The 25,982-nt window shown below is 68.3% G+C and carries 24 protein-coding genes and 1 tRNA gene; 17 read left to right on the top strand and 8 right to left on the bottom strand.

Annotated elements, in window-relative coordinates:
- Positions 1-89: 89 nt before the first annotated feature.
- Complete coding sequence (locus tag BLQ14_RS00290) at positions 90-1,100, top strand: asparaginase (protein ID WP_092498240.1); 1,011 nt, start codon at positions 90-92, stop codon at positions 1,098-1,100.
- Here the strand turns inward: BLQ14_RS00290 and serB are convergent.
- The gene (gene serB / locus BLQ14_RS00285) at positions 1,090-1,965 is read right to left on the bottom strand and encodes a phosphoserine phosphatase SerB (protein ID WP_092497050.1); all 876 of its coding nucleotides are present in this window, start codon (positions 1,963-1,965) and stop codon (positions 1,090-1,092) included. The genes BLQ14_RS00290 and serB overlap by 11 nt on opposite strands.
- Positions 1,966-2,104: 139 nt before the next feature.
- Between serB and BLQ14_RS00280 the strand changes: the two genes are divergently transcribed.
- The 3 genes from BLQ14_RS00280 (at position 2,105) to BLQ14_RS00270 (ending at position 5,706) form a co-directional block, all read left to right on the top strand.
- Entirely contained in the window at positions 2,105-3,262 is a 1,158-nt protein-coding gene (locus BLQ14_RS00280) for a phosphoserine transaminase (protein ID WP_092497048.1), read from the top strand.
- Positions 3,263-3,337: 75 nt separating this feature from the next.
- On the top strand, positions 3,338-4,933 hold the full coding sequence (gene serA, locus BLQ14_RS00275) for a phosphoglycerate dehydrogenase (protein ID WP_092497046.1): 1,596 nt from the start codon (positions 3,338-3,340) through the stop codon (positions 4,931-4,933).
- Between the two features lie 23 nt (positions 4,934-4,956).
- Positions 4,957-5,706 carry a metallophosphoesterase gene (locus tag BLQ14_RS00270; protein ID WP_092497044.1) on the top strand — a complete coding sequence of 250 codons (750 nt, stop codon included), beginning with the start codon at positions 4,957-4,959 and terminating at the stop codon, positions 5,704-5,706.
- Positions 5,707-5,780: 74 nt separating this feature from the next.
- On the opposite strand, the gene BLQ14_RS00265 is transcribed toward BLQ14_RS00270, so the two are convergent.
- The 3 genes from BLQ14_RS00265 to BLQ14_RS00255 all read right to left on the bottom strand — a co-directional run bounded on the left by BLQ14_RS00265 (position 5,781) and on the right by BLQ14_RS00255 (position 7,525).
- Positions 5,781-6,878 carry a CaiB/BaiF CoA transferase family protein gene (locus tag BLQ14_RS00265; protein WP_092497042.1) on the bottom strand — a complete coding sequence of 366 codons (1,098 nt, stop codon included), beginning with the start codon at positions 6,876-6,878 and terminating at the stop codon, positions 5,781-5,783.
- A gap of 99 nt (positions 6,879-6,977) precedes the next feature.
- Positions 6,978-7,051, bottom strand: a tRNA-Gly gene (locus tag BLQ14_RS00260).
- Between the two features lie 36 nt (positions 7,052-7,087).
- Positions 7,088-7,525, bottom strand: a complete 438-nt coding sequence (locus BLQ14_RS00255) for a MerR family transcriptional regulator (protein WP_092497041.1) — start codon at positions 7,523-7,525, stop codon at positions 7,088-7,090.
- Positions 7,526-7,653: 128 nt separating this feature from the next.
- Here BLQ14_RS00255 and BLQ14_RS00250 point away from each other — a divergent pair, with 128 nt between their 5' ends.
- The 4 genes from BLQ14_RS00250 to merA are packed head-to-tail and all read left to right on the top strand — an operon-like array spanning position 7,654 to position 9,981.
- Positions 7,654-7,992 carry a mercuric transporter MerT family protein gene (locus BLQ14_RS00250; protein WP_245656780.1) on the top strand — a complete coding sequence of 113 codons (339 nt, stop codon included), beginning with the start codon at positions 7,654-7,656 and terminating at the stop codon, positions 7,990-7,992.
- Between the two features lie 13 nt (positions 7,993-8,005).
- Positions 8,006-8,314 carry a hypothetical protein gene (locus BLQ14_RS00245; RefSeq protein WP_092497037.1) on the top strand — a complete coding sequence of 103 codons (309 nt, stop codon included), beginning with the start codon at positions 8,006-8,008 and terminating at the stop codon, positions 8,312-8,314.
- Positions 8,314-8,523 (top strand): mercury resistance system transport protein MerF, encoded by a 210-nt coding sequence (gene merF, locus BLQ14_RS00240; RefSeq protein ID WP_092498238.1) that lies wholly within the window; start codon positions 8,314-8,316, stop codon positions 8,521-8,523. The genes BLQ14_RS00245 and merF overlap by 1 nt, the downstream gene beginning before the upstream one ends.
- Before the next feature lie 3 nt (positions 8,524-8,526).
- On the top strand, positions 8,527-9,981 hold the full coding sequence (gene merA, locus BLQ14_RS00235) for a mercury(II) reductase (RefSeq protein ID WP_092497035.1): 1,455 nt from the start codon (positions 8,527-8,529) through the stop codon (positions 9,979-9,981).
- A gap of 3 nt (positions 9,982-9,984) precedes the next feature.
- Here merA and BLQ14_RS00230 read toward each other — a convergent pair whose 3' ends face one another.
- Positions 9,985-10,803 (bottom strand): sulfotransferase family protein, encoded by an 819-nt coding sequence (locus BLQ14_RS00230; protein WP_092497033.1) that lies wholly within the window; start codon positions 10,801-10,803, stop codon positions 9,985-9,987.
- A gap of 149 nt (positions 10,804-10,952) precedes the next feature.
- On the opposite strand from BLQ14_RS00230, the gene BLQ14_RS00225 reads away from it, so the two are divergent.
- The 8 genes from BLQ14_RS00225 (at position 10,953) to BLQ14_RS00190 (ending at position 20,106) form a co-directional block, all read left to right on the top strand.
- The gene (locus BLQ14_RS00225) at positions 10,953-12,530 is read left to right on the top strand and encodes a DUF5928 domain-containing protein (protein WP_092497031.1); all 1,578 of its coding nucleotides are present in this window, start codon (positions 10,953-10,955) and stop codon (positions 12,528-12,530) included.
- 9 nt (positions 12,531-12,539) lie between these two features.
- On the top strand, positions 12,540-12,923 hold the full coding sequence (locus tag BLQ14_RS00220; protein WP_092497029.1) for an HIT domain-containing protein: 384 nt from the start codon (positions 12,540-12,542) through the stop codon (positions 12,921-12,923).
- Between the two features lie 73 nt (positions 12,924-12,996).
- Complete coding sequence (locus BLQ14_RS00215) at positions 12,997-13,191, top strand: zinc-finger domain-containing protein (RefSeq protein ID WP_092497027.1); 195 nt, start codon at positions 12,997-12,999, stop codon at positions 13,189-13,191.
- A gap of 82 nt (positions 13,192-13,273) precedes the next feature.
- On the top strand, positions 13,274-16,075 hold the full coding sequence (polA, locus tag BLQ14_RS00210) for a DNA polymerase I (protein WP_092497025.1): 2,802 nt from the start codon (positions 13,274-13,276) through the stop codon (positions 16,073-16,075).
- A gap of 100 nt (positions 16,076-16,175) precedes the next feature.
- The gene (locus BLQ14_RS00205; RefSeq protein WP_092497023.1) at positions 16,176-17,522 is read left to right on the top strand and encodes a hypothetical protein; all 1,347 of its coding nucleotides are present in this window, start codon (positions 16,176-16,178) and stop codon (positions 17,520-17,522) included.
- A gap of 122 nt (positions 17,523-17,644) precedes the next feature.
- Positions 17,645-18,589, top strand: coding sequence for a cation diffusion facilitator family transporter (locus BLQ14_RS00200; RefSeq protein WP_092497021.1), 945 nt, complete (start codon positions 17,645-17,647; stop codon positions 18,587-18,589).
- A 60-nt stretch (positions 18,590-18,649) separates the two neighbouring features.
- Positions 18,650-19,615, top strand: coding sequence for a DMT family transporter (locus BLQ14_RS00195; RefSeq protein WP_092497020.1), 966 nt, complete (start codon positions 18,650-18,652; stop codon positions 19,613-19,615).
- 35 nt (positions 19,616-19,650) lie between these two features.
- Positions 19,651-20,106, top strand: coding sequence for a hypothetical protein (locus BLQ14_RS00190; protein ID WP_092497018.1), 456 nt, complete (start codon positions 19,651-19,653; stop codon positions 20,104-20,106).
- Positions 20,107-20,111: 5 nt separating this feature from the next.
- On the opposite strand, the gene cobN is transcribed toward BLQ14_RS00190, so the two are convergent.
- The 3 genes from cobN to cobW form a co-directional block, all read right to left on the bottom strand.
- Positions 20,112-23,960 (bottom strand): cobaltochelatase subunit CobN, encoded by a 3,849-nt coding sequence (gene cobN, locus BLQ14_RS00185; protein WP_092497016.1) that lies wholly within the window; start codon positions 23,958-23,960, stop codon positions 20,112-20,114.
- A gap of 148 nt (positions 23,961-24,108) precedes the next feature.
- The gene (locus tag BLQ14_RS00180) at positions 24,109-24,564 is read right to left on the bottom strand and encodes a GNAT family N-acetyltransferase (protein ID WP_092497015.1); all 456 of its coding nucleotides are present in this window, start codon (positions 24,562-24,564) and stop codon (positions 24,109-24,111) included.
- Entirely contained in the window at positions 24,561-25,613 is a 1,053-nt protein-coding gene (gene cobW / locus BLQ14_RS00175; protein ID WP_092497014.1) for a cobalamin biosynthesis protein CobW, read from the bottom strand. Before cobW ends, BLQ14_RS00180 begins: the two co-directional genes overlap by 4 nt.
- A gap of 14 nt (positions 25,614-25,627) precedes the next feature.
- On the opposite strand from cobW, the gene BLQ14_RS00170 reads away from it, so the two are divergent.
- Positions 25,628-25,981, top strand: a complete 354-nt coding sequence (locus BLQ14_RS00170; RefSeq protein ID WP_092497012.1) for a DUF1636 family protein — start codon at positions 25,628-25,630, stop codon at positions 25,979-25,981.
- Position 25,982 lies beyond the last annotated feature (1 nt).

The raw sequence follows: 25,982 nt of genomic DNA, 5'->3' as shown, positions 1-25,982 counted from the left end.
TCAAACCAACGGGCGGAGTTTAACGGATTGCGCACCGACAGGAAAACCCCCGCGTGCGGATTTCCGCGCGCCATCAGCGAGGGCAGCCCATGGCCGATGCCGAACTCGTCGAACTCACCCGTGGTCCCTTCACCGAATCGCGTCATCGCGGCCATGTCGCGATTGCCACGGCCGAGGGCGGGCTCGTGGCCGCGCTGGGCGCGCCCGAGGCGGTGATCCTGCCGCGCTCGGCGGCGAAGATGATTCAGGCGCTGCCGCTTGTCGAAAGCGGCGCGGCGGACGCCTTCGGGCTTTCGAGCGAGGAGCTCGCCCTTGCCTGCGCCTCGCATCAGGCGGCCGAGATCCACACCCGGCGGGTCACCGCCTGGCTCGAGCGGCTCGGCCTTTCCGACGACGACCTGCGCTGCGGGCCGGAGATGCCGCGCGACGAGGCGGCGAAAAAGGCGCTGATCTGCTCGGGCGGGCAGCCCTGCCAGATTCACAACAACTGCTCGGGCAAGCACACGGGCTTTCTCACCCTCAGCCGCCATCTTGGCGCGGGGCCGGAATACATCGACCCTTCCCACCCCGTGCAGCAGGCGGTGCGTGCGGCCTTCGAGGAGGTCACCGGTGCGGCGAGCCCCGGCTTTGGCATCGACGGCTGCTCGGCGCCGAATTTCGCCGCGCGGCTTGCCGATTTCGCCCTTGCCATGGCGCGTTTCGCCGATGCCGTGGCAAGCGGGGCCACCGGCGCGCGGCCCTCGGCCATGGCCCGGCTCTATCGCGCCATGGTCGCCCACCCCGAGCTTGTCGCCGGCGAGGGGCGCGCCTGCACGCGGCTGATGCGGGCGATGGGCGGGCGCGCGGCGGTGAAGACCGGGGCGGAGGGCGTCTTTGCCGCCATCATCCCCGAGCGGCGCATGGGCGTGGCGGTGAAGATCTCCGACGGGGCGACCCGCGGGTCGGAGGCGGTGATTGCCGCGGTGCTGATCCGTCTCGGGATGCTCGATGCGTCCGACCCGGTGGCGAAGAGCCTGATCGACGCGCCGATTCTCAACCGTCGTGGTCTGGAAGTGGGCGTGATTCGCCCGGCGGAGCCGCTGGCGCGCCTCAGCCTGTGACGAACTCCGCGCGCGTATAGCCCTGCAGGTAGAGAAGCGCCGTCAGATCACCGTGGTTGATGCGCAGATCGACCTCGGCCGCGACCGCGGGCTTGGCGTGCAGCGCCACACCCGCGCCCGCGAGCTTCAGCATGCCAAGATCGTTGGCGCCGTCGCCCACCGCCATCACCTCCTCAAGCGCGATGCCCCGCTCGGAGGCAACCTCGCGCAGCGTCTCCACCTTCGCCTCGCGGCCGAGGATCGGCTCCTCCACCCGGCCGGTGAGCGCGCCCTGGGCGATCTCGAGCCGGTTGGCGCGGTGAATGTCGAAGCCGAACCACCCGGCCACCGCGGAGGCGAACTGCGTGAAGCCGCCGGAGACCAGAACCGTCACCGCCCCATGCGCCCGCATCGTCGCCACCAGCTCCCGCCCGCCCGGCGCGGGCGTGATGCGCTGCTCGAGCACCTCGGCGATCACCGACTCCGGCAACCCCTTCAGAAGCCCCACGCGCTCGCGCAGCGCCTCCTCGAAGTTCAGCTCGCCATTCATCGCCCGCGCGGTGATCTCGGCCACGCGCGCTCCCACCCCGGCCAGATCGGCCAGTTCGTCGATGCACTCCTGCCCGATCATGGTGCTGTCCATGTCGGCGATCAGCATGCGCTTGCGCCCGCGCCGCTCCTGCACCGCCATGTCGATGCCGCGCGCCTGAAGCTCGGCCCAGACCTCCCAGCGGTTGTCCGGCACCGTGGGCAGCTCGAACTCGGCCGCCTCGCCGGGTGCCAGCCAGCGCGCCGCGCCGCCGCCCCAAGCGCTGCGCAGCGCCTCGACCATGGCGGTCTCGAGCGCGCCGGAACCGGGCGCGGCGATCAGCGTGACATGGGGCATGGGCGTTCCTTCGTGTCGCAATCAATCCGCGAAGCGTCGCCATAGACGAGATTTCGCACTTGCGAAAGGCCCGGTGCGGGCGTATTGGCGGCGGCGGGACACCCCTCCCCAACGAGGGGCGCATATCTGGAAGGATACCATGACCAAACCCGTGACCCCGGCCGCGCGGCCGGCCAATCCGCGCTTCTCCTCCGGGCCCTGTGCCAAATACCCCACATTCTCGCTTGAAGCCCTCGCCGACGCGCCGCTCGGCCGCTCGCACCGTGCCGCTATCGGCAAGGCGAAGCTGAAGGCAGCCATCGACGGCACCCGCGAGATTCTGGGCGTGCCCGACGACTATCTCATCGGCATCGTGCCCGCCTCCGACACCGGCGCCTTCGAGATGGCGATGTGGAACCTCCTGGGCGCGCGGCCCGTGGAGATGCTGGCCTGGGAGAGCTTCGGCCAGGGCTGGGTGACCGACGCGGTCAAGCAACTCAAGCTCGATGCGCGGGTGCACGAGGCGCCCTATGGCGAGATCGTGGACTTCGGCCGCGTCGATTTCGACCGCGACGTCTGCTTCACCTGGAACGGCACCACCTCGGGCGTGCGCGTGCCCTCGGGGGATGTGATCCCCGCCGAGCGCGAGGGGCTGACGCTGTGCGACGCCACCTCCGCCGCCTTCGCCATGGAGCTGCCCTGGGAGAAGCTCGATGCCACCACCTTCTCCTGGCAGAAGGTGATGGGCGGGGAGGCCGCGCATGGCGTGCTGATCCTCTCCCCCCGCGCGGTGGAGCGGCTTGAGAGCTACACGCCCGCCTGGCCCTTGCCCAAGATCTTCCGGCTCACGAAGGGGGGCAAGCTCATCGAGGGCATCTTCCGGGGCGAGACCATCAACACCCCCTCGATGCTCTGCGTTGAGGACTGGTTGAAGGCGCTCGACTGGGCGCGTGAGATCGGCGGCCTGCCGGCGCTCATCGCCCGCGCCGAGGCCAACGCCAAGGTCGTCAACGACTTCGTCGAGGCGCGCGACTGGATCGCCAACCTCGCCGAAGATCCGGCGATTCGCTCCACCACCTCCGTCTGTCTCAAGTTCACCGATCCGGCGATCGCCGATCCGGCTGCCTTCTCCAAGGCCGTCGTCCGCCGGCTCGAGGCCGAGGGCGTGGCCTATGACATCGGTGCCTACCGCGACGCGCCGCCGGGATTGCGCATCTGGTGCGGCTCGACGGTGGAAACCGCCGATCTCGAGGCGCTGATGCCCTGGATCGAATGGGCCTATGAGGCCGAGCGCGCGGCGCTTTCGGCTGCCGCCTGAGACATATCCGCCGCGCGCAGGCCTTACCGCGGCGCGCGGAGTCCGTGCATTCTTCACATCGAGAGGACATGAGCCATGGCACCCAAGGTGCTCGTCTCCGACAAGCTGTCTGAAACCGCCGTGCAGATCTTCCGCGACCGCGGCATCGACGTGACCTTCGAGCCCGATCTGGGCAAGGACAAGGAACGCCTCGCCAAGGTCATCGGCGAGTATGACGGCCTCGCCATCCGCTCTGCCACCAAGGTCACCGAGAAGCTTCTGCGCAATGCAAAGAACCTCAAGGTGATCGGCCGCGCCGGCATCGGCGTTGACAATGTCGATCTGGCCGCCGCCTCCAAGCGCGGCATCATCGTGATGAACACGCCCTTCGGCAACTCCATCACCACCGCCGAGCACGCCATCGCCATGATGATGGCGGTGGCGCGGCAGATTCCCGAGGCCCATTACTCCACCCGCTCGGGCAAGTGGGAGAAGTCGCGCTTCATGGGGGTGGAGCTCACCGGCAAGACGCTTGGCGTGATCGGCGCGGGCAACATCGGCTCCATCGTCATCGACCGGGCGCTCGGGCTGAAGATGAAGGTGATCGCCTACGACCCCTTCCTCAGCCAGGAGCGGGCCGACAAGCTGGGGGCGGAGAAGGTGGAGTTCGAGGAGCTTCTGGCGCGCTCGGATTTCATCACCCTGCACGTGCCGCTCACGGACAAGACGCGCAACATCCTTTCGCGCGAGGCGATCGCGAAGATGAAGCCCGGCGTGCGCATCATCAACTGCGCCCGCGGCGGGCTGATCGACGAGGAGGCGCTCGTGGAGGCGCTGAAGTCGGGCCATGTCGCCGGCGCCGCCCTCGACGTGTTTGCCGAGGAGCCCGCGACACAGCACCCCGTGTTCGAGCTGCCCAATGTCGTCACCACGCCGCATCTGGGCGCCTCGACGCGCGAGGCGCAGGAGAATGTGGCGATCCAGATCGCCGAGCAGATGTCGGACTATCTCCTGACCGGCGCGGTGCAGAACGCGCTCAACATGCCCTCGGTCACCGCCGAGGAGGCCAAGGTGATGGGGCCGTGGATCAGGCTGGCCCAGCACCTCGGCGCCTTCGTCGGCCAGATGACCGAGGAGCCGATCAAGGCGGTCAACATCCTCTACAACGGGCAGGTCGCCGAGATGAACACCGCCGCGCTCAACGCCGCCGCTATCGCAGGCGTCATGAAGGCCGTGAACCCGGAGGTGAACATGGTCTCCGCCCCGGTGCTGGCGAAGGAACGCGGCATCGACGTGACCACCACCACCCAGGGCAAGACCGGCGTCTTCGACGCCTACATCAAGCTCACCGTGGTGACCCCGGGCCGGGAACGCTCGATCGCCGGAACGGTGTTTTCCGACGGCAAGCCGCGGTTCATCCAGATCAAGGGCATCAACATCGACTCGGAGGTGGCACCCTACATGGTCTATACCACCAACAAGGACGTGCCCGGCATCATCGGCACGCTCGGCCAGACCATGGGCGCCCATGGCATCAACATCGCCAACTTCACGCTTGGCCGGTCCGAGCGCGGGGGCGACGCCATTGCGCTTCTGTCGGTGGACGAGCCGGTGCCGGCGGAAGTGCTCGATGAGCTGCGCGCGACCGGAAAGTTCCAGAGCGTGCGCCCGCTCGTCTTCGAGGGCGCCTGAGGCGCGGCGCGAAAGGGGCAGCGATGCGGGTCTATGCCATCGGCGACGTGCACGGCCAGCTTGAGATGCTGCGCGCCGCGCACGCCCGCATCGCCGCCGACCGCGCGCGCGTTGGCGATTTCGACGCACCGGTCGTGCAGCTCGGCGATCTCTGCGACCGCGGGCCGGACACGGCCGGAGTGATCGACTTCATCCTCGAGCGCCGGGTGGCAGGCGAGCTGTGGGTTACGCTCAGGGGCAATCACGACCGGATGTTTCTCGACTTCATCGAAGAGCCGGGGGCGGTCGGCCCGGCGCAGCGGCCGGGCCTTGTGTGGCTCGACCACAGGCTTGGCGGCATCGAGACCTTGCGCTCCTACGGTATCGAGGCCGACGGCCGGCTCGATGTCGAGGAGCTGCAGGCGCTGGCGCCTGCCCGCGTGCCCGCGGCGCACAAGCGGCTCCTGCGCGAGCAGCGGCTCTACATGGCAACCGATGATCTTATCCTGGTGCATGCGGGAATCCGCCCTGGCGTGCCGCTCGAGGAGCAGAGCGAGGAGGATCTGATCTGGATCCGCGAGCCGTTTCTTTCCGACCGGCGCGATCACGGGCGGCTGGTCGTGCACGGCCACACCCCCGTCGAGGCGCCGATGCACGCGGGCAACCGCGTGAACCTCGATACCGGCGCAGGATATTTCCGCCGGCTGACGGCGGCCGTGTTCGAGGGGCGGAGATGCTGGATTCTTGAAGACGAGGGGCGGGTGCTTCTGCCCCCGCCGCCGGGCTGGCATTGACGGGGCTTGGGGGCGCTGCCCCCTCTGCCGCTTCGCGGCATTCACCCCCGGGGTATTTCCCCCCAGGATGAGGATCAGGAGCGGGGCTTGAGGCCAAGCTCGGCGAGGATTTCGGCGCTGTGGGCGCCGCGGGCGGGCGGCGCTGGCGGCTCGGGGGGTGGCGCATTGTCGAAGCGCGGGGCGGCGCGGGGCTCGAGCCGGCCATGGGCGCGGCTCCAGGTCTGGCGGGCGCTCATGTGCGGATCTTCGGCGGACTCTTCGGGGTCGAGGACAGGAGCAACGCAGGCGTCCGTTCCCTCGAAGAGTTTTGCCCAGTGGTCTCTCGGGCGGCTGGAGAAGAGCGTTTCCAGACGGGCTGTGGCGTGTGGCCAGCTCTCCGGGTCGAACTGGGCGGCGAAGTCAGGGTCTTTCTCGAGGTCCAGGAGCTTCAGGAAGGTGGCGTGGAACCTGGGCTCGAGGCACTGGACCGAGATGAAACGGCCGTCGGCACAGGCGTAAGTGCGGCTCCAGTAGGGGCCGTCGAGCAGGCCCTTGCCGCGCGGGGGCAGGGGCGTGCCCGGCGCGAGCAGGGAGAGCGCGAGCGCCTGCATGTGCGCCGAGCCGTCGACAATCGCGGCATCGACCACCGTTCCCTTTCCCGTGGCGCGGGCGCGGATCAGCCCGGCGAGCATACCGATGACGAGGTAGAGCGCGCCGCCGCCGATGTCGCCGAGGAGCGTGGGCGGGGTGAAGGGCGGCTGGCCGGGCGGCGAGGCGCCCCAGAGCGCGCCCGACAGCGCGATGTAATTGAGGTCATGGCCTGCCTGATGGGCGCGCGGGCCGGTCTGGCCCCAGCCGGTCATGCGGCCGTAGACGAGGGCCGGGCGGATGGCATGCACCGCCTCGGGGCCGAAGCCGAGGCGCTCCATCACGCCGGGGCGGAAGCCCTCAATGAGCCCGTCAGCCGTGGCGAGCAGCGCGCGAAGCGCCTTTGCGTCATCGGTGTCCTTCAGGTCGAGGGCGATGGAGCGCTTGCCCCGGTCGAGAAGGTTCGGGCCGGGGGCGCGGGGCGTGTCGGAAGGTGTCCTGCGGTGGACGACGATGACATCTGCGCCGAGCTCGGCCAGCATCATGGCGGCGAAGGGGGCCGGGCCGAGCCCCTCGATCTCGATGATTCGGATGCCCTCGAGCATACGCTGCCCCCGTTGCCGTGCGGGGCTCACTCAATCGCGGAAAGGGGTGCGGGCGCAAGAGGCGGGGCACCTGCGAATGAGTGACGGAAAGGCTGCTTGTGGAGCGGGCAGCGGGAATCGAACCCGCACCGCTGGCTTGGAAGGCCAGAGCGCTACCATTACACCATGCCCGCCGGCAGTTCGCTGGTTAAGTGACGCCCGCGCCAGCGTCAAGCGGGCAGGCTCGGTGCGTCGTCATCAAAGAGCGTGTCGATGATGGGGCAGGCGGGCACGTCGCCCTGGGCGCATTGGGCCGCCATGGCGGAAAGATCGGCCTCGAGCCTTGCGAGGTCTGCGAGGCGGCGGCGCACCTCGGCGAGCTGGTGGGTGACGATGGCGTGGACCTCGCCGCAGGTCACGTCGCGGCTGTCCACCATCGACAGGAGAGCGCGGATCTCGGCAACGGGAAAGCCCAGCGCCCGGCAGCGGCGGATGAAGGAGAGCCGCTTGAGGTGCTCATGCGTGTACTGCCGGTTGCCCCCCGCCGTGCGGCCGGGCTCGGGCATGATGCCGATGCGCTCGTAATAGCGGATCGTCTCGACCTTCACCCCGGTCGCGCGGGAGAGCGCGCCGATGGAATATCCTCGCGCGGATGTGAGCGGTGCCATGCCTTATGCCCTTGCATCTGTAGCGGCTACAGATCGTAGGGAGAAAGGCGTGATCGGGCAATGGAGGCGAGATCATGAGTTCGGGTGATGAGCTCCACGCGCGTAGTGATGAAGGAGGGGAGACTGGTGTGCGTCTTGCCGCGGCCGGCGGGATTGCGGGGGCGCTGGCGATGACGTCGTGCTGCGTTCTGCCGCTTGTGGCTTTCAGTCTTGGCGCGTCCGGGGCGTGGATCGGGCGCATGGGAGCGCTCTATCCCTACAAATGGTATTTCTTCGCCTTTGCCGGCGCCTCGCTCGCCTATGGGTTCTGGAAGCTCTACCGGCCCGCAAGGCCGGCCTGTGCCGATGGCCGCTGCACTCGCCCGCTGAACCGGGGCGTGATGAAGGCGGCATTGTGGACGGCGAGCGGCCTCACGTTACTTGCTGTCTTCTTTCCCTACCTGTCGCCTTGGCTCATTGGCTACTAAAAGGAGTGCCAGAATGCAGAGACTCATCCTGACTGTTGGTCTGGTGCTTGCGGCAGCGAGCGCCGGGGCGGCGGAGCGCATCGCCCGCATAGAGGTGTCGGGCCTTTATTGTCCCTCGTGTTCCTACATTGCCGGGGAGGCGATGAAGCGTGCTGCCGCTGGCGTGGAGATCGTCAGTTTCGAGGAGCAAGGCGACGGGAGCACGGTCATCTACCTTGTGCGCTTCGATGACGCAGTTGTCGGCGCAGAGGAGATTGCGGCTCAGCCTGCGAAGTTCGGTTATTCGGGGCGACTTCTGGGGACGGAGGCAGAGGGATCGTGATAGGTGACCGACTCCTGCGGACAGGCGTGATCGGCACGCTGGTTGCCGCGCTGTGCTGCTTTGCGCCGGTGCTCGTGGTGTTGCTGGGCGTGGTCGGGCTTTCGGCGCTGGTCGGTGTTCTCGATTATGTGCTGGTGCCCGCGCTCGCCTTCTTCGTGGCGCTGACGGGCTATGCCCTGTGGCGGCGGAAGCGAGCGAAGGGCGGCTGAGAGATGCGAGCGAAAGTCTCCGCAAGGAGCCTCTTCAAGGGCGGCAATGAAGGCAGCGAAGAGCGTTTCGATCTCGTGGTGATCGGGGCCGGATCGGCCGGCTTCTCTGCGGCGATCACCGCGGCCGACGAGGGCGCGCAGGTCGCGCTGATCGGCCACGGCACCATCGGCGGCACCTGCGTCAATGTCGGCTGCGTGCCGTCGAAGGCGCTGATCCGGGCCGTCGAGCCTCTTCACCATGCGAGAGCGGCCCGGCGCTTTGCCGGTATCGAGGCTGAGGCGCGGGTGACTGACTGGGCCGCGACCGTGCGTCAGAAACGCGAGCTGGTCGAAGAGCTTCGCCGCGCGAAATACATCGACGTGCTGCCGAGCCACCCGCGCGTGCGTTACATCGAAGGTGCGGCACGCCTCGCTCCCGACGGCGCGGTTGAGGTTGAGGGGCGGCGGCTTGAGGCGCCTCGCATCATCATCGCCACTGGCTCCCGCCCGCATGTGCCGGAGATTCCGGGGCTTGGCGATGTTCCCTGGCATGACAGCACTTCGCTGCTGGAGCTCGAGGAGGTTCCCGACTCGCTCATCGTGATCGGCGGCGGCTACATCGGTGTCGAGCTGGCGCAGATCCTTGCCCGCGCGGGAAGCCGCGTGTCGATCCTGACCCGGCACGGCCTCCTGCCGCGCGCGGAGCCGGAGATTTCGCAGGCGCTCACCGGATATTTCGCCGAAGAGGGCATCACCGTGCGGAAGGTCGGGGGCTATGAGCGGGTCGAGGCAGGGGGAGAGGGCGTCGTTGTTCACGTGCCCGAGGCCGGCGAGGCGCGGCGGATCACGGCTGAAGCGCTTCTCGTTGCCACCGGCCGAGTGCCGAACAGCGGCGGGCTGGGGCTGGAAGAAGCCGGTGTGGCGACCGATGCGCGAGGCGGCATCGTCATTGACGCGCACATGCGCACGAGCCGTGCGGGTGTCTACGCCGCAGGCGATGTCACCGGGCGCGACCAGTTCGTCTACATGGCCGCCTATGGCGCCAAGATCGCGGCGAGGAATGCGCTTCAGGGCGACAGGTGGAGCTATGACAACAGCGCCATTCCATCGGTCGTGTTCTCCGACCCGCAGGTGGCAAGCGTCGGCATGACCGAGGCCGCCGCGCGCGCTGCGGGGCACGATGTGCGGGTGTCGGTGTTGCCGCTTGAGCATGTCCCGCGCGCCATTGCCGCGCGCGATACGCGCGGGCTCATCAAGCTGGTGGCCGATGCCGCGACGCACCGGCTTCTCGGCGCGCATGTTCTGGCGCCCGAGGGCGCCGACAGCATTCAGGCGGCGGCCTTTGCGATTCGCGCCGGCATGGGCTGGGACGAGCTCGGCGATGCGATCTTCCCCTATCTCACCACGGTGGAGGGGCTGAAGCTCGCCGCCCAGACCTTCGAGAAGGATGTGGCCGCGCTCTCCTGCTGCGCCGGCTAGAGGCTATTCGCCGAGCTTGGCGTGCACCTCGTCAAGGTCGATCTCGCCGATCGGCATCTTGTTGGAGGGATCGTCGATGTCATACTTGAACACCTCGAAGTCGCGCTTGTAGATCTCGCGCACGAGGTGCATGGAGAGGTCGTCGAAATAATCCTCGACGGGGTGCGCGCGCTTCGGCCCGTGCCCCTCGCTCTCGTTGAAGCGGGGCACCTTCGCAAGATCGACGGGGTGGGCAAGCTCGACATTGTCGAGCACCGTCTGCATGCCCTCGTTGAACTTCTCGGTGAAGAAGATGTGATTGTAGCGCCCGCCGTTGACGATGAAGGTCGAGACGTGCCCCGACACCGATGACCAGTGGATGTCGGGCTCCATCGGGCGGCGGAAGCGGATGGTGTCGCGCACGAAGAGCAGGAACCGCCGGAAGGAGCGGATCTGGTCGAACTCCTCCTTGCCATCGGGGCCGCCCACCTCGACGCCGTATTTCTGGATCAGCATCGGCACCAGATTGCCCCGGTAGCGCCGGCCGTTGCGCTGGATGCCGCAGATCTTGTCGAAGAAGGAGGAGAGGATGCGGGTGTAGGGGTTGCGCACGCAGGTGAAGGCATAAGCCTCCTGCGCCTTCACCACCTCGGAGATGCGCGCCTTCGACTCCTCGATGCCCCATTTGTGGATGCCCTCGGTGGCATCGTGAATGTCGCCATCGAAGAAATGCCCGTGATCGCCGTAATACATGATCTGCCCGATGGTGGAGCAGGCGCATTTCGGCACAACGCGATAGACGAGGCGCTCGTCAAGCGTCATCCAGGTTCCGGGAAAGCCCATATGCTGCTTGCCTCCGATCCTCCGCCGCCGTCAAGCGCGACGAGGCTCTGTTTTGGCGCAGAAAAGCAAAGAATCCCTGTCCATTCAATGCTCCTTCAAGCTATGTAGGGGCAAAACAGCGCGCCAAGCGGCCAGAACCTCTCGAGCTCATGTCACAGATCGCCTTCATTCTCCTGTGTCACAAGGATCCACAGGGCATCATCGACAAGGCCGAAAGGCTCACGGCTGCGGGTGACTATGTAGCCATTCATTTTGACGGCCGCGCTTCCGATACCGACTACGCGCGCATCCGCTCTGCCCTCGATGAGAACCCGCATGTCGCCTTCGCGCCGCGCCGGGTGAAGTGCGGCTGGGGCGAGTGGTCGCTGGTCAAGGCCACGCTCCTGGCGCTGGAGACCGCGGTGGAGGCGTTTCCGCGGGCCACGCATTTCTACATGATCTCGGGCGACTGCATGGCGATCAAGTCGGCCGAATATGCCCATGCCTTTCTCGACGCCGAGGACGTGGACTACATCGAGAGCTTCGACTTCTTCGAGAGCGACTGGATCAAGACCGGTCTGAAGGAAGAGCGGCTCATCTACCGTCACTTCTTCAACGAGCGCGAGAACAAGTGGCTGTTCTACCGCTCGCTGGAGCTGCAGAAGGCGCTCGGACTCAGCCGCCGCATCCCCGAGGATCTCGAGATGCGCATCGGCTCCCAATGGTGGTGCCTGAGGCGCAACACGGTGGAGGCCATCCTCGACTTCTGCCGGCAGCGGCGGGACGTTCTGCGCTTCTTCTCCACCACCTGGATCCCCGACGAGACCTTCTTTCAGACGCTGGTGCCGCATCTGGTGCCGCGCGCCGAGATACGCACGCGCACGCTGACCTTCCTGATGTTCACCGACTACGGCATGCCGGTGACATTCTACAACGACCATTACGATCTTCTGCTCAGCCAGGACTATCTCTTCGCGCGGAAGATCTCGCCGCATGCGCATGAACTCAAACGCCGGCTGGGCGAGCTCTACAACGCCACCGGCGTGCACTTTCAGATCTCGAACGAAGGCACGAGACTCTTCAAGTTCCTCACCCAGCGGGGGCGAGTGGGCAGGCGCTTCGCGCCGCGCTTCTGGGAGTCGGAAGCCTCGCTCGGGCGTGACCGCCAGCTTCTCATCGTGGCCTGCAAGAAATGGCATGTGGCCAAGCGGCTGATCGACCGCATCCGCGAGGTCGCCGGCCTGCCGGTCATCGGCTATCTCTTCAACGAGCAGGACACGCCGCTGCCCGACCTGGGCGGAATCCAGACCACCATCGAGAAGCGCCACCGCCACCGCCGGGCACTCATGCGCATGCTGTTCGACTATTACGATACCAAGCGGCTCGTCATCTGCCTCGATCCGGCCAGCATCGACCTGATGCGCGACTTCTATTCCGACCGCGGCGAGACGCGCCTTCTGGAAGTGCAGTGCAGTTTCTCCGACGAATATCTGATCGGCCACGCCAAGCGCGTGGGTCTGATGGGCGAGAACGCCCCCCGCGAGACGGCGGAACTGATCCTGCCCACGATTCGCCGTTCCGTCGCCGAGGAGAGCGAGGCGATTCGCGACGAGGGTTTTCCGCATCTCTATGTGATGCGTGACGGCTGGGAGCCGCAGCTGAACGCCCGCCCGCTTGCGCAGTTTCTCGACTTGTCGGAAGACAGGGCGCGAGAGATCGCCGAAACCGACTATCTGTTCGCCGATTGAGGATGACCCATGGCCTATGCCTATGACGACCAGAACGTGTTCGCGAAAATCCTGCGGGGCGAGATTTCCTGCGACAAGGTGCTCGAGACCGAGCACAGCCTCGCCTTCAACGACATCGCGCCGCAGGCGCCGACGCATGTGCTGGTGATCCCCAAGGGGCCTTACGTGAACTACGACCATTTCGCCGCCGAGGCGAGCGAGGCGGAGATCGTGGACTTCAGCCGCGCGGTGCGTCAGGTGATCGCGAAGCTCGGGCTGGAGCCGGGGCAGGGCGGCATGGGTTATCGGCTCATTGCCAACTCCGGCGAGGCGGGCGTGCAGGAGGTGCCGCACATGCACATGCACATCCTCTCGGGCCGCCGGCTGGGGCGGATGCTGCCCAAGGCCGAGTGAGCATGCTTGCCCGCAGGGTGCGCATCGCTATGATGCGCGCCCGGCCCATCTCGCTTTAAGGGGAACGCCGAGAATGACCATCGCACCACCTGAAACCGAGGTCGTGAACGCCTGGCGCGTCGCCTGTGACGGCGGCGAAGGGGCGCTGGGCCATCCGCGCGTGTGGCTGTCGATCCCGCATGACCGCGGCTGGGTCGAGTGCCCCTATTGCGACAAGCGCTACGTGCACCAGAGCCACGCACAGGAGGCGGGCGACGCCGCCGCCTGATCCGCGCGCCAGCCTCGGCGCTGGCACAGGCGGGGCTTTCGTGGCAAACGCCGGTGCGGAGCATCGAGCAAGGGAGGCGCGCATGTCGTGCAACTTCGGCAAGGGCAGTCATCTGCATCTGATCGACGGCTCTTCCTTCATCTTCCGCGCCTTCCATGCCCTGCCGCCGCTGACGCGCCCCTCCGATGGCCTGCCTGTGGGGGCGGTGGCCGGTTTCGTCAACATGATCTGGCGCTACATCGAGGACAACAAGGGCCCGGACGCGCCAACCCATGCGGCGGTGATCTTCGATGCCGCCGGCCCCACCTTTCGCGACGAGCTCTACGAGGCCTACAAGGCCAACCGAGAGGAAATGCCCGAGGATCTGCGCCCGCAGATCCCGCTGACGCGCGAGGCCACCCGCGCCTTCAACCTCGCCTGCATCGAGAAGGAGGGCTACGAGGCCGATGACATCATCGCCACGCTCACGCGCATGGCGCGCGAGAAGGGCGGGGAGGTCACCATCATCTCCTCCGACAAGGACCTGATGCAGCTTGTCGGCGAGGGGGTCGAGATGCTCGACGCCATGAAGGATCGGCGCATCGGCTCCAAGGAGGTGGAGGAGCGTTTCGGCGTGCCGCCGGAGAAGGTCGTGGATGTCATGGCGCTCATTGGCGATCCGACCGACAACGTTCCCGGCGCGCCGGGCATCGGGGTGAAGACGGCGGCGCTGCTTATCAGGGAATATGGCGACCTCGACAATCTTCTCGCCCATGCCGAAGAGATCAAGCAGCCCAAGCGCCGCCAGACGCTGATCGAATACGCCGACCAGATCCGCCTCTCGCGCGAGCTGGTGAAGCTCGACGATCATGTGCCGCTCGACGTCACCCTGTGCGATCTCGAAGTGAAGCGGCCCGACCCGGAAGTGCTGCTGGACTTCCTCAAGAAAATGGAATTCCGCACCATCACCAAGCGCGTGGCCGAGGCGCTGGGGGTCGAGGCGCCCGAGATCGAGACGAAGACCGCCGCCGAGCGCGCGCCTGAGGCACCCGAGATGCCGCCGTTTTCAAAAGCCGTTTATGAGGCTGTGACGGACCGGCAGGCGCTTGAGAAGTGGATCGAACGCATCAACGAGCGGGGCTGGGTGGCGATCGACACCGAGACCACCTCGCTTGACGAGATGCGGGCGGAACTCGTGGGGATCAGTCTGTGCATGGAGCCCGGCCATGCGGCTTATGTGCCGCTGGCGCACCGCCCCGACTCCTCGGGCGATCTCTTCGGCTCCGAGGCGCTGGCCGAGGGGCAGATGAGCATGGAAGAGGCGCTGGAGATGCTCAAGCCCGTGCTCGAGGACGAGGCGGTTCTCAAGATCGGGCAGAACGTGAAGTATGACGCCAAGGTGTTCGCCCGGCTCGGCATCGAGATGGCGCCGATCGACGACACGATGCTGCTTTCCTACGCCATGCACGCAGGCCTTCACGGCCACGGCATGGACACACTCTCGGAGCTCTACCTCGGCCACAAGCCGGTGGCGATTAAGGAGCTCATCGGCTCGGGCAAGTCCCAGATACGTTTCGATCAGGTGCCGGTGGAGAAGGCCGTGCGCTATGCGGCCGAAGACGCAGACGTGACGCTGAGACTGTGGGAGCTGTTCAAGCCCCAGCTTCACCGCAAGCGCGCCACCACCATCTACGAGACCGAGGAGCGCCCCCTGGTGCCGGTGCTCGCCCGCATGGAGATGGCCGGCATCAAGGTTGACCGCGACGCGCTCTCGCGCCTGTCGTCAATGTTCGCCCAGAAGATGGCCGCGCTCGAGGCCGAGATTCACGAGCTTGCGGGCGAAAAGTTCAACGTCGCCTCGCCAAGCCAGCTTGGCGAGATCCTCTTTGGCAAGATGGGCCTGCCCGGCGGCAAGCGCACGAAGACCGGGCACTGGTCCACCTCGGCGCAGGTGCTGGAGGATCTTGCCACCGAGCATCCGCTCGCGGCCAAGGTGCTCGACTGGCGGCAGCTTGCCAAGCTCAAGTCCACCTACACCGACGCGCTGCAGGCGCATATCGACCCGGAGACGGGGCGGGTGCACACATCTTACGCGATCGCGGGCGCGAACACCGGCCGGCTTGCCTCCACCGAGCCCAACCTGCAGAACATCCCCGTGCGCACGGAGGAAGGCCGGCGCATTCGCGAGGCCTTCGTGGCCGAGGAGGGGCGGCTTCTGGTCAGTCTCGACTACAGCCAGATCGAGCTGCGCATCTTCGCCCACATGGCCGACATCGACGCGCTCAAGCACGCCTTCGCCGAGGGGCTCGACATTCACACCATGACCGCCGCGGCGATCTTCGAGATCCCGATGGAGGAGGTGACGCCGGAGATCCGCCGCCGCGCCAAGGCGGTGAATTACGGCATCATCTATGGCCTTTCGGCCTTCGGGCTGGCGCGCAACCTGCGCATCCCGCGCGCGGAGGCGCAGGAGTTCATCGACGCCTACCTCAAGCGCTTCCCCGGCATCCGCGCCTACCAGCAGGACATCATCGAGCGCGCCCGCAAGCAGGGCTATGTCGAGACACTGTTCGGCCGTCGCATCCACACGCCGGAGATCGAATCGGGTGGCGCGCAGGCGGCGGCAGCGCGCCGGGCGGCAATGAACGCCCCCATTCAGGGCACCGCGGCCGACATCATCCGCCGCGCGATGGTGCACATGGAGCGGGGCATCGGTGACTTGCCCGCGCAGATGCTTCTGCAGGTGCATGACGAGCTGGTCTTCGAGGTGGCCGAGGAGGCGGCGGAGGAACTCATCGCGCGCGCCCGCGCGGTGATGGAACATGCGCCCGAGCCGGCGGTGAAGCTTTCCGTGCCGCTCGAGGTTGATGCCGGGAAGGGGCGCAACTGGGCCGAGGCGCATTGACCGGCAACGCCCCTGCCCCCGGGCTTGAACCCGCGCCCGTCCGAACCACTTGCCTTTCCGAGAGATCTTGTCGACCGCGGCAGGCGCGCGGTTTGGAAGGATGCGGAAGAACGAACTGTCGGATCTCCTGATCGCAGCGCTGCGCATGCCCTTGCGGCTGCCCGGCACGATGGGCCTCGTTTTTCTCGCGGCGGCGCTGACGCAGCTTCTTGCCATCCTGCCGTTGATGGCGATCGCTCTCGTCGGCGCGGAGGCGCGATTTCTGACCGTGCTCGCTGATCGCTCGGGCGCGGAGCGCAATCCGCGCGCGGCATCGGCGGTGTTGATCCGGCTTCTGATCCTGTTTCCGCTGGCAGTGCCGCTCGTTGGCATGTGGCTCATGGTTCTCCCGGCCGTGCTGGTCGAGCCTTTCGGCCTGTCCGACGTTGCCGGCATGTCGATTTTCCTGCTGCTCCTCCAGCTTGCCGGGGCCGGGGCGGCGCTCTGGCGCCTCGGGCCGGCCAGGGGCGGCGGCAGGTGGGCGCCGGCCACGGCGGCCGCCCTTGCCGCTACGCTGCCTTGGGCGGCCCATTTCCTGTGGGGCGGAGATGCCTTGGCGCCATCTTTGAGCGGGGCGCTTGCCTTCGGGGTGTCGGAAACCCTGGCGATGGCGGTGATCGGCGCGGCCGCCTTTCCCGAACCGCGCACGGAGGGCGGGAAGCGCGCCGAATGGGTTCACGATGCGCTGGCCTTTCTGGGTGAAACCCTGGCGCTGGTGCGGCGGGCACCGCTTGCGCTTGCGGTCGTGCTTGCAGCGATACCCTCCGACCCTCTGGCCTTTTTCTTCTTCTCGTGGAGCATCTCCACGGCCCCCTACCGCAGCTGGGCAGAGCAGCTGCCGGAAGATGCCGTCGAGGGTATCACTCTTTTGGCATGGGGGACGATGGTTGCGGCTCTTGCGCATCTTGTGGCCCGGGTCGGCGGGCGGATGTGGCCGCGCCCGATGCTCAAGGCTCTGGCCGTCGTGTTCGGGGCGCTGACGCTGCGCGTTGCGGGCTGGTATCTGATGACGGTGCTGGTGATGCTGATCGCGGTCGCGGCCGGGTGGAATGGAGCGTCAGCGGCACCGGGGGCGGATGTGCTGGTCTACCCGCTGCTGCTGGCCCTTGCGGGCGCGGCCAGCAACCTGCTCGCCCTCGCCGTCATGCTGGTTGCGCGCCCCGCGCTGGCCCGCGCCGTGGCTGGCGCGCAACCGGGCAAGTCCCCCGCCATCGCCGCCGTGGTGCTGTCGCTCCTCGGCATGGCGCGGGTCGGGGCGCTTTTCGTTGCCTTCGGCCTTGGGGAAGTGTCGGCCATCGCGAATGTTCTCGGGATCGCGCTGTTCGGACTTGTCGAACTCCTGACCCTCGCCGCGCTCGCCTGCGCCGCGCTCGGGCCTGCCACGGCCGACCCGCGCGCCGAAGCGTGAGACGCGCGGTCCGGTCAAGAACGAGGCGGCAGCGGTTGCCCGTGGCGGGCGGCTCGGGCACAGTGCGCGCGCAAGACGGCACCGGATCGCACGGGGCCGACGCGGCGCGGAGAGCCGAGGCGATGAGCGCACATCACCATCACCACGACCACCACCATTTCGCGCACGTGCAGGGCGACCGTCGGCTTCTGCTGGCCATTGCCGTCAATCTTGCGCTTACCGTGGCGCAGGCCGTGGCGGGCATCATCTCCGGCTCGCTGGCGATGATCGCCGACGCGGTGCACAACTTCTCGGATGCAGGAGCCCTCATTCTTGCCTGGGCCGCGCGGCGTATCGCGCGCCGGCCGGCGCATCCGGGGATGAGTTTCGGCTACGGGCGCGCCGAGATCGTTGCGGCATTTGCCAATTATGTCGCGCTCGTGCTCATCGCGCTCTGGCTGGTGTGGGAAGGGATACTGCGCATTCTCGCGCCACAGCCGGTGGAGGGCTGGATCGTGGTGATCGTGGCCGGTATCGCGCTTGCCGTCGATGCCACCACGGCGGCGCTCACCTGGCGCATGGCGCGGGAGAGCGTAAATGTGCGCGCGGCGTTCCTGCACAACCTCGCCGATGCGCTGGGCTCCGTGGGCGTGATGGTGGCGGGCGGGCTGATCCTGCTCTTCGGCTGGTGGGTGGTTGATCCGATCGTAACCTTCGGCATCGCGGGCTACATTCTCTGGCATGCGGCAGTGGAACTGGGCCCGGTGATGCGGATGCTGATGCTGGGCGCGCCGCCCGGCCTTGATCCCGGCGAGGTGCGCGAGGCGATGCGGTCCGTCGAAGGGGTGGAGGACGTTCACCACCTGCACCTGTGGCAGATTGACGAGCATCGCACCTCTCTCGAGGCGCATGTGGTGCAGGCGCCGGACGCTCCTCCGGGGCTCCGGCGCCGCATCGTGGAGATGCTGGGGCAGCGCTTCGACATCGGTCATGCCACGCTGCAGATGGAAAGCCGGGAGGAGGCCTGTGGGGAAGGCGCCGAGCGGGGCGACGCGCCGGGCGCGCGAGGTGGCGCTGCACGCTCTTGAGTTTCTCCACCGCTGCCATTCTGATAGGGGCGACTGATCGAACCGCCGGGAGCGGCCTCCATGCACAGCAACCTCAGCGGCGCGCTCTTTGCGCTCGCCGCCTTCGCCCTGTTTGCCACTCATGATGTCATCATCAAGTGGCTCGGCGCGGTCTACACGCCGTTTCAGCTCATCTTCTTTGCCACGCTCATGTCCTTTCCGCTGGTCACGGTGATGCTGATGAGCGACCGCACCGAGGCCCATTTGCGCCCGGTTCATCCGTGGTGGTCGGCGCTGCGCACCGGCTGCGTCGTGGTCGCGATGCTGTGCGGCTTTTATGCCTTCTCGGTTCTGCCGCTGGCGCAGGTCTATGCGATCCTGTTCATGGCGCCGATCGTCATCACGCTGCTGTCTATTCCGATTCTGGGCGAGCGCGTCGGCTGGCGCCGTGGCCTGGCGGTGCTGGCGGGGCTTGTGGGGGTGCTGATCGTGCTGCGGCCGGGAGGGGCATCGCTGACGCTGGGGCATCTGGCGGCGATCACCTCGGCGGTGGCGAGCGGCACGGCTTCGGTCATCGTGCGGCGGATCGGGCGGGACGAGCGGCCTGTTGTGCTGCTGATGTACCCGTTGATGGCGAGCTATCTCATCATGGGCGGCGTGCTCGGTTTCGTCTACGAGCCGATGCCGGTGGAACATTTGGCCGGCGTGGCGCTGATCGCGTTTCTGGGCTTCGTCGCGGGGCTCCTGATGATCGCCGCCTACCGCCGCGCGGAGGCGGCCATCGTGGCGCCCATGCAGTATTCGCAGATCCTCTGGGCAACGGGCTACGGGGCGGCGTTTTTCGGCGAGACGGTCGATGCCGCCACCATGACGGGCGCCGCGGTTATCATTGCCGCGGGGCTCTACATCGTCTTCCGGGAGGCGCGCAAACCGGCGTCACAAACGCCTGTCCTGCGTACGCGCTCGAGGGGGTATGGCATGTCGTTCCGCATCTCGCCGTTTCTGCGCCGCAGCCGGGACGGCGACGACGACAGCGGCACCGGCTGAACGGTTTCTCAATACATTGCCGGCAGGCTCGCGGCATGGCGGCAAACGGGCCGGACACGATGGTGAAGGCGGGCGCGCTGGCATCTGCGCTCCTGATCGCGGGCTGCGCCTCTCCAAGCTTGTGGATGGGAGATGGCGGGGCGTTCCTTGGCCGCGCGGCGGTCAACGGCGCGGTGTTTGACGTCTGGCGCAAGGGCGATGTGGCCGAAGCCCATCGGATGGGGTGGGATGCGCGGCTTGCGCGTTATCCGATGGTGCTGAGAGGCGGGGTGGCCATCAGCGCCCTTTCCGGCTGCGCGGTACGGCCGGGCAGTCTTGAGGGAGACCAGGCCTTCGTGCGGGCGCGCCTCGACTGCGGTGGCGAGGGGCAGGCGCGGCCTGGCCCCGCACCGCTGCCGCCCGTCGAGATCGTCTGCGTCCTGCCGCCGGAGCCCGTGGGGTTGGACGGGCAGGCGCCCGAGGTGTTCCTCACGGACTGCTTCGTGGAGTGACTGCCTCAGCCCCGAAGCCTGTCGATGATCTGCCGCGCGCTGTTCGAGCGCGGCTGCCAGAGTCCGCGGTCGATGGCCTCGGCGAGCCGGTCGGCGATCTCGCGCAGGGCGGCGGGGTTGTGCTCGGCGATGAAGCTGCGGGTGTCCTCGTCCTCCAGATAGGCGGCATGGACGAGGTCGAAGTGGTGGTTCTTCACCGCGCGCGTGGTGGCGGCGAAGGCGAAGAGATAGTCCACCGTCGCCGCCATCTCGAAGGCGCCCTTGTAGCCGTGGCGCTTCACCCCCTCGATCCATTTGGGATTGACCACGCGGGAGCGGACGACGCGGGCGATCTCCTCCTCCAGCGTGCGGATGACGGGGCGCTCGGGGCGGGAGTGGTCGTTGTGATAGACGGGCCTCTCGCGGCCCTGCAGCGTGGCCACCGCCGCCGCCGCGCCGCCCTCGAACTGATAGTAGTCGTCCGAATCGAGCAAGTCGTGCTCGCGGTTGTCCTGGTTCTGGACGATGGCCTCCACCTGCCCGAGCCGGGTCTCGAGCGCGGCGCGCGCGGGCGTGCCCTCGGCCGCGGCGCCATAGGCGTAGCCGCCCCATTCGAGATACGCCTCGGCGAGATCGGCGCGGTCCGACCAGATGCGCTCGTCGATCAGCGCCTGCAGCCCCGCGCCATAGGCGCCGGGCTTGGCGCCGAAGACGCGGAAGCGCCCCGCCTCGCCTTCGGCGCGGGCGCGGGCGGCGGCGGGGTTCACGTCTTCGGGCTCGTCGAGCGCCATCACCGCGCGCGCGGCCGAATCGACGAGCGCCACGAGGCCGGGGAAGGCATCGCGGAAGAAGCCGGAGATGCGCAGCGTGACATCGACGCGCGGTCGCCCGAGGGCAGTATGGGGGATGATCTCGAAGCCGGTGACACGGCGGTTGGCGGCGTCCCACGTGGGGCGCACGCCCATCAGCGCGAGGCACTGTGCGATGTCGTCGCCCCCGGTGCGCATGTTGGAGGTGCCCCAGGCGGTGACGAGCATCGCGCGCGGCCAGTCGCCGTGGGTCTGCAGGTGCTTCTCGATGAGGAGATTGGCCGATTTCCAGCCCAGCGCCCAGGCCGTGGGCGTGGGCACGGCACGGCTGTCGACCGAGAAGAAGTTGCGCCCGGTGGGCAGAACGTCCGGCCGGCCTCGCGTGGGTGCGCCGGAGAGGCCGGGGGCGACGAAGCGGCCGTCGAGCGCGGTCAGGAGTCCGGCCGTCTCGGCCGGGCCGCAGGCGCGCAAGGCGGGAGCGAGGTGCTCGCGGAGCCGGGTGAGGACGGCGGTGCTGGCCGGACCGGGCGCGGCGATGTTTGGTTTTCCGGCCGGTTCGCGCGCGAACCGGCCAGCGCCCGACCCGCCCCCCAGGGGCGGGCGCTGCTGCGCCCACCCCTCGGGCCGGGCGCTGGCCTCCGTATGGTTTGCTGCGTTGGCGTTGTCGGGCATACCCTCCGCCTCGATCAGCTCGAGCGCCAGGAGCTCCAGCCGCTCCACCGTGTCTCCGTGCGTCCGCCAGGCATCACCACTCACCGCCTCGAGCACATCGGGCCGTGGCCCCTGCCACGGCGCGGCCATGTCGCAGTCGAGCGGGTCGAAGCCGAGGCCAAGGTCATCTGCCAATGCCCGCGTCAGCGAGGCATCGCCCCCTTCTCCGGCCCCGCGCGGGATGCGCGCGAGCGCCATCAGAAGGTCGCGCTCGAGCCGGCCTTCGGGCGAGGCGCCGAAGACGTGCAGCCCGTCGCGGATCTGCGCTTCCTTCAACTCGCACAGCCAGGCGTCGAGCCTGGCGAGGTCCGACTCGCTGTCGTCCCCCGCGAGCCCCGCGTCGGCGTCGATGCCGGTGGCCGCGGCCAGCGAGAGGATCTCGCTCCGCAGCCGCTCCACCCGGCGCGGGTCAACGCCCGCGGCCTCGTAATATTCGTCCACCAGCGCTTCGAGATCGCGCAGCGGCCCGTAGCTTTCGGCGCGGGTCAGGGGCGGCGTGAGGTGGTCGATGATGACGGCCTGCGCGCGGCGCTTGGCCTGCGTGCCCTCGCCGGGGTCGTTGACGATGAAGGGGTAGATGTGCGGCAGCGGCCCCAGCACCGCCTCGGGCCAGCACCCGGCCGACAGCGCCACCGCCTTGCCCGGCAGCCATTCGAGATTGCCGTGCTTGCCCATGTGCACGATGGCATGGGCCCGGAACTGGTGGCGTAGCCAGAAATAGAAGGCGAGGTAGTTGTGGGGCGGGACGAGATCGGGCGCGTGGTAGGTGTCGGAAGGGTCGATGTTGTAGCCGCGCGCAGGCTGGATGCCGACCACGACATTGCCGAACGCGAGCACCGAGAGCTTGAAGCGCCCGCAATCAACTTCGCCGGGCTCGAAGAAGGGGTCGGCCTCGGGCGGGCCCCAGCGGGCCTCGATGTCGCGGCGCAGCTCCCAGGGAAGCTGGCCATAGTCGATCTGGTAGTCGGCGTAGGAAAGCTCCACCCCGCCCTTGCGCTCGGCGCGGTCGGTGAGCCAGTTCGTCGGCCCGGCGAGGATCGCGTCCATCAGCGCCTCGGCGGTCTCGGGTGCGCCGGTCACCCGGTAGCCGGCGCCGGCCAGCGCCTGCACGACGGCCACCGTCGAGGCCGGCGTGTCGAGCCCGACGCCATTGGCAAGCCGCCCGTCGCGATTGGGGTAGTTGGCGAGCACCAGCGCCACGCGCCGCTCGGCGGGCGGCGTGCGCCTGAGCCGCGCCCAGTTCGCCGCGAGTTGCGCGACGAAATCGACCCGGTCGCCGCGCGCGCGATAGCTCGCGATGGAGCATTGCGTGGCCTCGTCGAAGAAGGCCTCGCCCTTGAAGCTGATGGCGCGGGAAAGGATCCGCCCGTCGATCTCCGGCAGCGCGACGTTCATTGCGATGTCGCGTGCCGAGAGGCCGGCCGTGCCCTCTTCCCACGCGGCTTCGGTGCCGCCCGAGAGCACAAGCTGGAACACCGGCGCGCCATTGGCCTCGGGCGCGGCGAGGGGGTTGCCGGATGCGGCCGGATCCTCCCCCGGCGTGCCTACGGCAAAGGCGGTGGCGTTGAGGATGACCTCGGGCGGCGCCTCGGTGAAGAGCCGAGCAAGCGTCGCCGCCGAGAGCGGATCCTTCAGCGAAGCGACGAAGACGGGCAGGGGGTTGAGCCCCGCGCGCATCAGCGCCCGCGTCAGCCGGTTGATCGGGTTGAGCCCCGCCCCCTGCACCAGCGCGCGGTAGAAGATCACCGGCACCACCGGCGCGCCCTCGCGCCAGTTCGCGCGCGCGGTGTCGAGATCGGCCACCCCGGCGCCCGGCCAGTAGACGCCAGCGCGCAACAGCGGCTTTGCCACCGGCGGGGCGGGGCGGGTGCGCTCAAGCATGTGCGCGGCGTGGGCAAGGAAGTTTGCCGCATTCTCCGGCCCGCCCTCGACGAGATAGGCCCAGAGCGCGTCATAGTCGCTGTCAGAAACGGTGGAGAGCTCGCGCAGCTCGGCATCTTCGCGGTCGTCGCCGGGCAGGAGCGCGAGCGGCACGCCCGCTTCCGCAAGCCGGGCGGCGTATTGCTCCACCCCGTAGGGCCAGTAGCCGCGCCCGCCGAGGATGCGCGCGATGACGAGCCGCGAGCGGGTGGCGCAGCTGTCAAGGTGCAGGTCCACCGACATCGGGTGGCGCAGGTGGTTCAGGCTCGCAAGGCGCAGGCTCGGCGCGTCGGCCATCTCGGCGCGCGCCTCCGAGAGCGCGGCAAGCTCGGTATCGGCGGCCGAGATGAACACGACATCGGCCGGGCTTTGGCCGAGATCAACCGGCTCGGAGCCGTCATCGATCGTGCCCGGCGTGGCGGCGAGCAGGTGCATCAGCTTCCCTCCGGCTTCCGCCACAGAAGGCAGCGCCCGACCCGGCGGGGTGGGCGTGAAGCGCCCGCCCCGTGGGGGGCGGGTCGGGCGCTGCCCGGCGCGTGGCGCCGGGCGAAACGTCGGTTGTTCGCGCGGTAGCCCAATGCGCTCATCCCAACCGCTTCTCCATGAACACGCTCGTGCCGCCTTCGGGGTAATCGCCGAAGGCGCCCCGCCGGCGGAAGCCTGCGCGCTCGTAGAAGCGCAGCGCGGCGGTGAGCGCGTCGCCCGTCTCGAGCCGCAGAACGGGCAGGCCGGCGGCGCGCGCCTCCGCCTCGATGCGGGCGAGAAGCGCGTCGGCCACGCCCTGGCCCCGCGCCTCCTCGGCCACGAACATCGACTTCACCTCGCCATAGCCCGCGTGCCGGGCGAGCGCGGCGCAGCCCACGGTCTTGCCGTCGCGCTTCGCCACGAAGAAGGAGATGTCGGGCGCGGCCAGCGCGTCGATGTCGAGGTAGTGGTTGTCCTCAGGTGGAAACAGGCTCTCCATCAGCGCGTGGCTGGCCTCGATGAGCGCCCGCGCCTGCGCCTCGCGCGGATCACCGGGGGCCACCTCGATCGTCATGCCCTGAGCGCCGCCTCGATCGCGGCGCGGTCAAGCCCGGCCTCGCCGATCACCACAAGCCGCGCAGAGCGTGCCTCGCCGGGGGCGAAGGGGCGGTCGAAATAGGTTTCCACACGCGGGCCGACCGCCTGCAGCGCCAGCCGCATCGGCTTGCCCGCCACCGCGGCAAAGCCCTTGAGCCGCAGGATGTCATGGGTGCGGATCACCTCGGCCACCTGCCGCGCGAAGGCGGATGCATCGGCGATCTCGCCCCGCTCGACCACGAAGCTTTCGAACTCGTCATGGCCGTGGGCGTGTTCGTGGTCTTCCTCGTCGTCATGGTGGTGGTGGTGGATCTCGCCGCGCGCGTCCATGTCGGTCTCTGCCGCGCTGCCGATCCCGAGAAGCACCTCGACGGGCAGCGCCCCGTGGGCCGCGCGCACCACCCGCACGCCCTCGCGCGCCTTCGTCGCGAGTTCGGCGGCGAGAGCCTCCGCCTCTTCGGGCGAGAGAAGATCGGTCTTGTTGACCACGATCATGTCGGCGCAGGCAAGCTGATCCTCGAAAAGCTCGGCAAGCGGCGTGTCGTGGTCGAGCGTTTCATCGGCGGCGCGCTGGGCGGCGAGCGCTCGCTCGTCGGCGGCGAAGCGCCCTTCGGCCACCGCCTTGCCGTCGACCACGGTCACGACGCCATCCACCGTCACGCGGGTTGAGATGCCCGGCCAGTTGAAGGCGCGCACGAGCGGCTGCGGCAGGGCAAGGCCCGAGGTTTCGATCACGATGTGATCGGGGGGCGTCGCGCGCTCGAGCAGCTTTTCCATGGTGGGGATGAAATCCTCGGCCACGGTGCAGCAGATGCATCCGTTCGACAGCTCCATGATGTCGTCCTCGGTGCAGCCGGCAATGCCGCAGCCCCTGAGGATTTCGCCATCGACGCCGAGGTCGCCGAACTCGTTGATGACAAGCGCAATGCGCCGGCCGTTGGCGTTGGCGAGCATGTGGCGAATGAGCGTGGTCTTGCCGGCGCCGAGAAAACCGGTCACCACCGTGGCAGGCACCTTTCGGGGCATGGGAGCGTTACTCCTTGAACGAGTCGGTCGGCATCTCTCGCGCCATCCTATGCGCATGTTGCGCCGCGCCGGGCAAGCCGGCCGCGGGGGAAGGCTTTGCCCGGGCGCTCGCCGCGCGGCTGGCGGATGAGGCGGGAATCGTGGTCGAGACGACCGAGTGCATGAACATCTGCGCGCGCCCGGTCGCGCTGGCACTGAAGGCCGAGGGCAAGCCCGCCTATCTCTTCGCCGGGCTCGATCCGGCGCGCGACCTTGAGGACGCCGTCGCGCTCTGCCGGCTCTACGCACAGGCGGGCGCCGAGGGCATCCTCGACGCCCGGCCCGCCGGGCGGCTGCGCTTCTGCCTTGTCGGCCGCGTGCCGGTCTGAC

Source organism: Meinhardsimonia xiamenensis (assembly GCF_900102905.1).
Taxonomy (GTDB): domain Bacteria; phylum Pseudomonadota; class Alphaproteobacteria; order Rhodobacterales; family Rhodobacteraceae; genus Meinhardsimonia; species Meinhardsimonia xiamenensis.
This window is presented reverse-complemented; position numbering and strand designations above follow the sequence as displayed.

Excerpts from the sequence above, each read along its gene's own strand:
- BLQ14_RS00290 (WP_092498240.1), top strand. The coding sequence starts at position 90 with ATGGCCGATGCCGAACTCGTCGAACTCACCCGTGGTCCCTTCACCGAA.
- serB (WP_092497050.1), bottom strand. The coding sequence starts at position 1,965 with ATGCCCCATGTCACGCTGATCGCCGCGCCCGGTTCCGGCGCGCTCGAG.
- BLQ14_RS00280 (WP_092497048.1), top strand. The coding sequence starts at position 2,105 with ATGACCAAACCCGTGACCCCGGCCGCGCGGCCGGCCAATCCGCGCTTC.
- serA (WP_092497046.1), top strand. The coding sequence starts at position 3,338 with ATGGCACCCAAGGTGCTCGTCTCCGACAAGCTGTCTGAAACCGCCGTG.
- BLQ14_RS00270 (WP_092497044.1), top strand. The coding sequence starts at position 4,957 with ATGCGGGTCTATGCCATCGGCGACGTGCACGGCCAGCTTGAGATGCTG.
- BLQ14_RS00265 (WP_092497042.1), bottom strand. The coding sequence starts at position 6,878 with ATGCTCGAGGGCATCCGAATCATCGAGATCGAGGGGCTCGGCCCGGCC.
- BLQ14_RS00255 (WP_092497041.1), bottom strand. The coding sequence starts at position 7,525 with ATGGCACCGCTCACATCCGCGCGAGGATATTCCATCGGCGCGCTCTCC.
- BLQ14_RS00245 (WP_092497037.1), top strand. The coding sequence starts at position 8,006 with ATGCAGAGACTCATCCTGACTGTTGGTCTGGTGCTTGCGGCAGCGAGC.
- merA (WP_092497035.1), top strand. The coding sequence starts at position 8,527 with ATGCGAGCGAAAGTCTCCGCAAGGAGCCTCTTCAAGGGCGGCAATGAA.
- BLQ14_RS00230 (WP_092497033.1), bottom strand. The coding sequence starts at position 10,803 with ATGGGCTTTCCCGGAACCTGGATGACGCTTGACGAGCGCCTCGTCTAT.
- BLQ14_RS00225 (WP_092497031.1), top strand. The coding sequence starts at position 10,953 with ATGTCACAGATCGCCTTCATTCTCCTGTGTCACAAGGATCCACAGGGC.
- BLQ14_RS00220 (WP_092497029.1), top strand. The coding sequence starts at position 12,540 with ATGGCCTATGCCTATGACGACCAGAACGTGTTCGCGAAAATCCTGCGG.
- BLQ14_RS00215 (WP_092497027.1), top strand. The coding sequence starts at position 12,997 with ATGACCATCGCACCACCTGAAACCGAGGTCGTGAACGCCTGGCGCGTC.
- polA (WP_092497025.1), top strand. The coding sequence starts at position 13,274 with ATGTCGTGCAACTTCGGCAAGGGCAGTCATCTGCATCTGATCGACGGC.
- BLQ14_RS00205 (WP_092497023.1), top strand. The coding sequence starts at position 16,176 with ATGCGGAAGAACGAACTGTCGGATCTCCTGATCGCAGCGCTGCGCATG.
- BLQ14_RS00200 (WP_092497021.1), top strand. The coding sequence starts at position 17,645 with ATGAGCGCACATCACCATCACCACGACCACCACCATTTCGCGCACGTG.
- BLQ14_RS00195 (WP_092497020.1), top strand. The coding sequence starts at position 18,650 with ATGCACAGCAACCTCAGCGGCGCGCTCTTTGCGCTCGCCGCCTTCGCC.
- BLQ14_RS00190 (WP_092497018.1), top strand. The coding sequence starts at position 19,651 with ATGGCGGCAAACGGGCCGGACACGATGGTGAAGGCGGGCGCGCTGGCA.
- cobN (WP_092497016.1), bottom strand. The coding sequence starts at position 23,960 with ATGCACCTGCTCGCCGCCACGCCGGGCACGATCGATGACGGCTCCGAG.
- BLQ14_RS00180 (WP_092497015.1), bottom strand. The coding sequence starts at position 24,564 with ATGACGATCGAGGTGGCCCCCGGTGATCCGCGCGAGGCGCAGGCGCGG.
- cobW (WP_092497014.1), bottom strand. The coding sequence starts at position 25,613 with ATGCCCCGAAAGGTGCCTGCCACGGTGGTGACCGGTTTTCTCGGCGCC.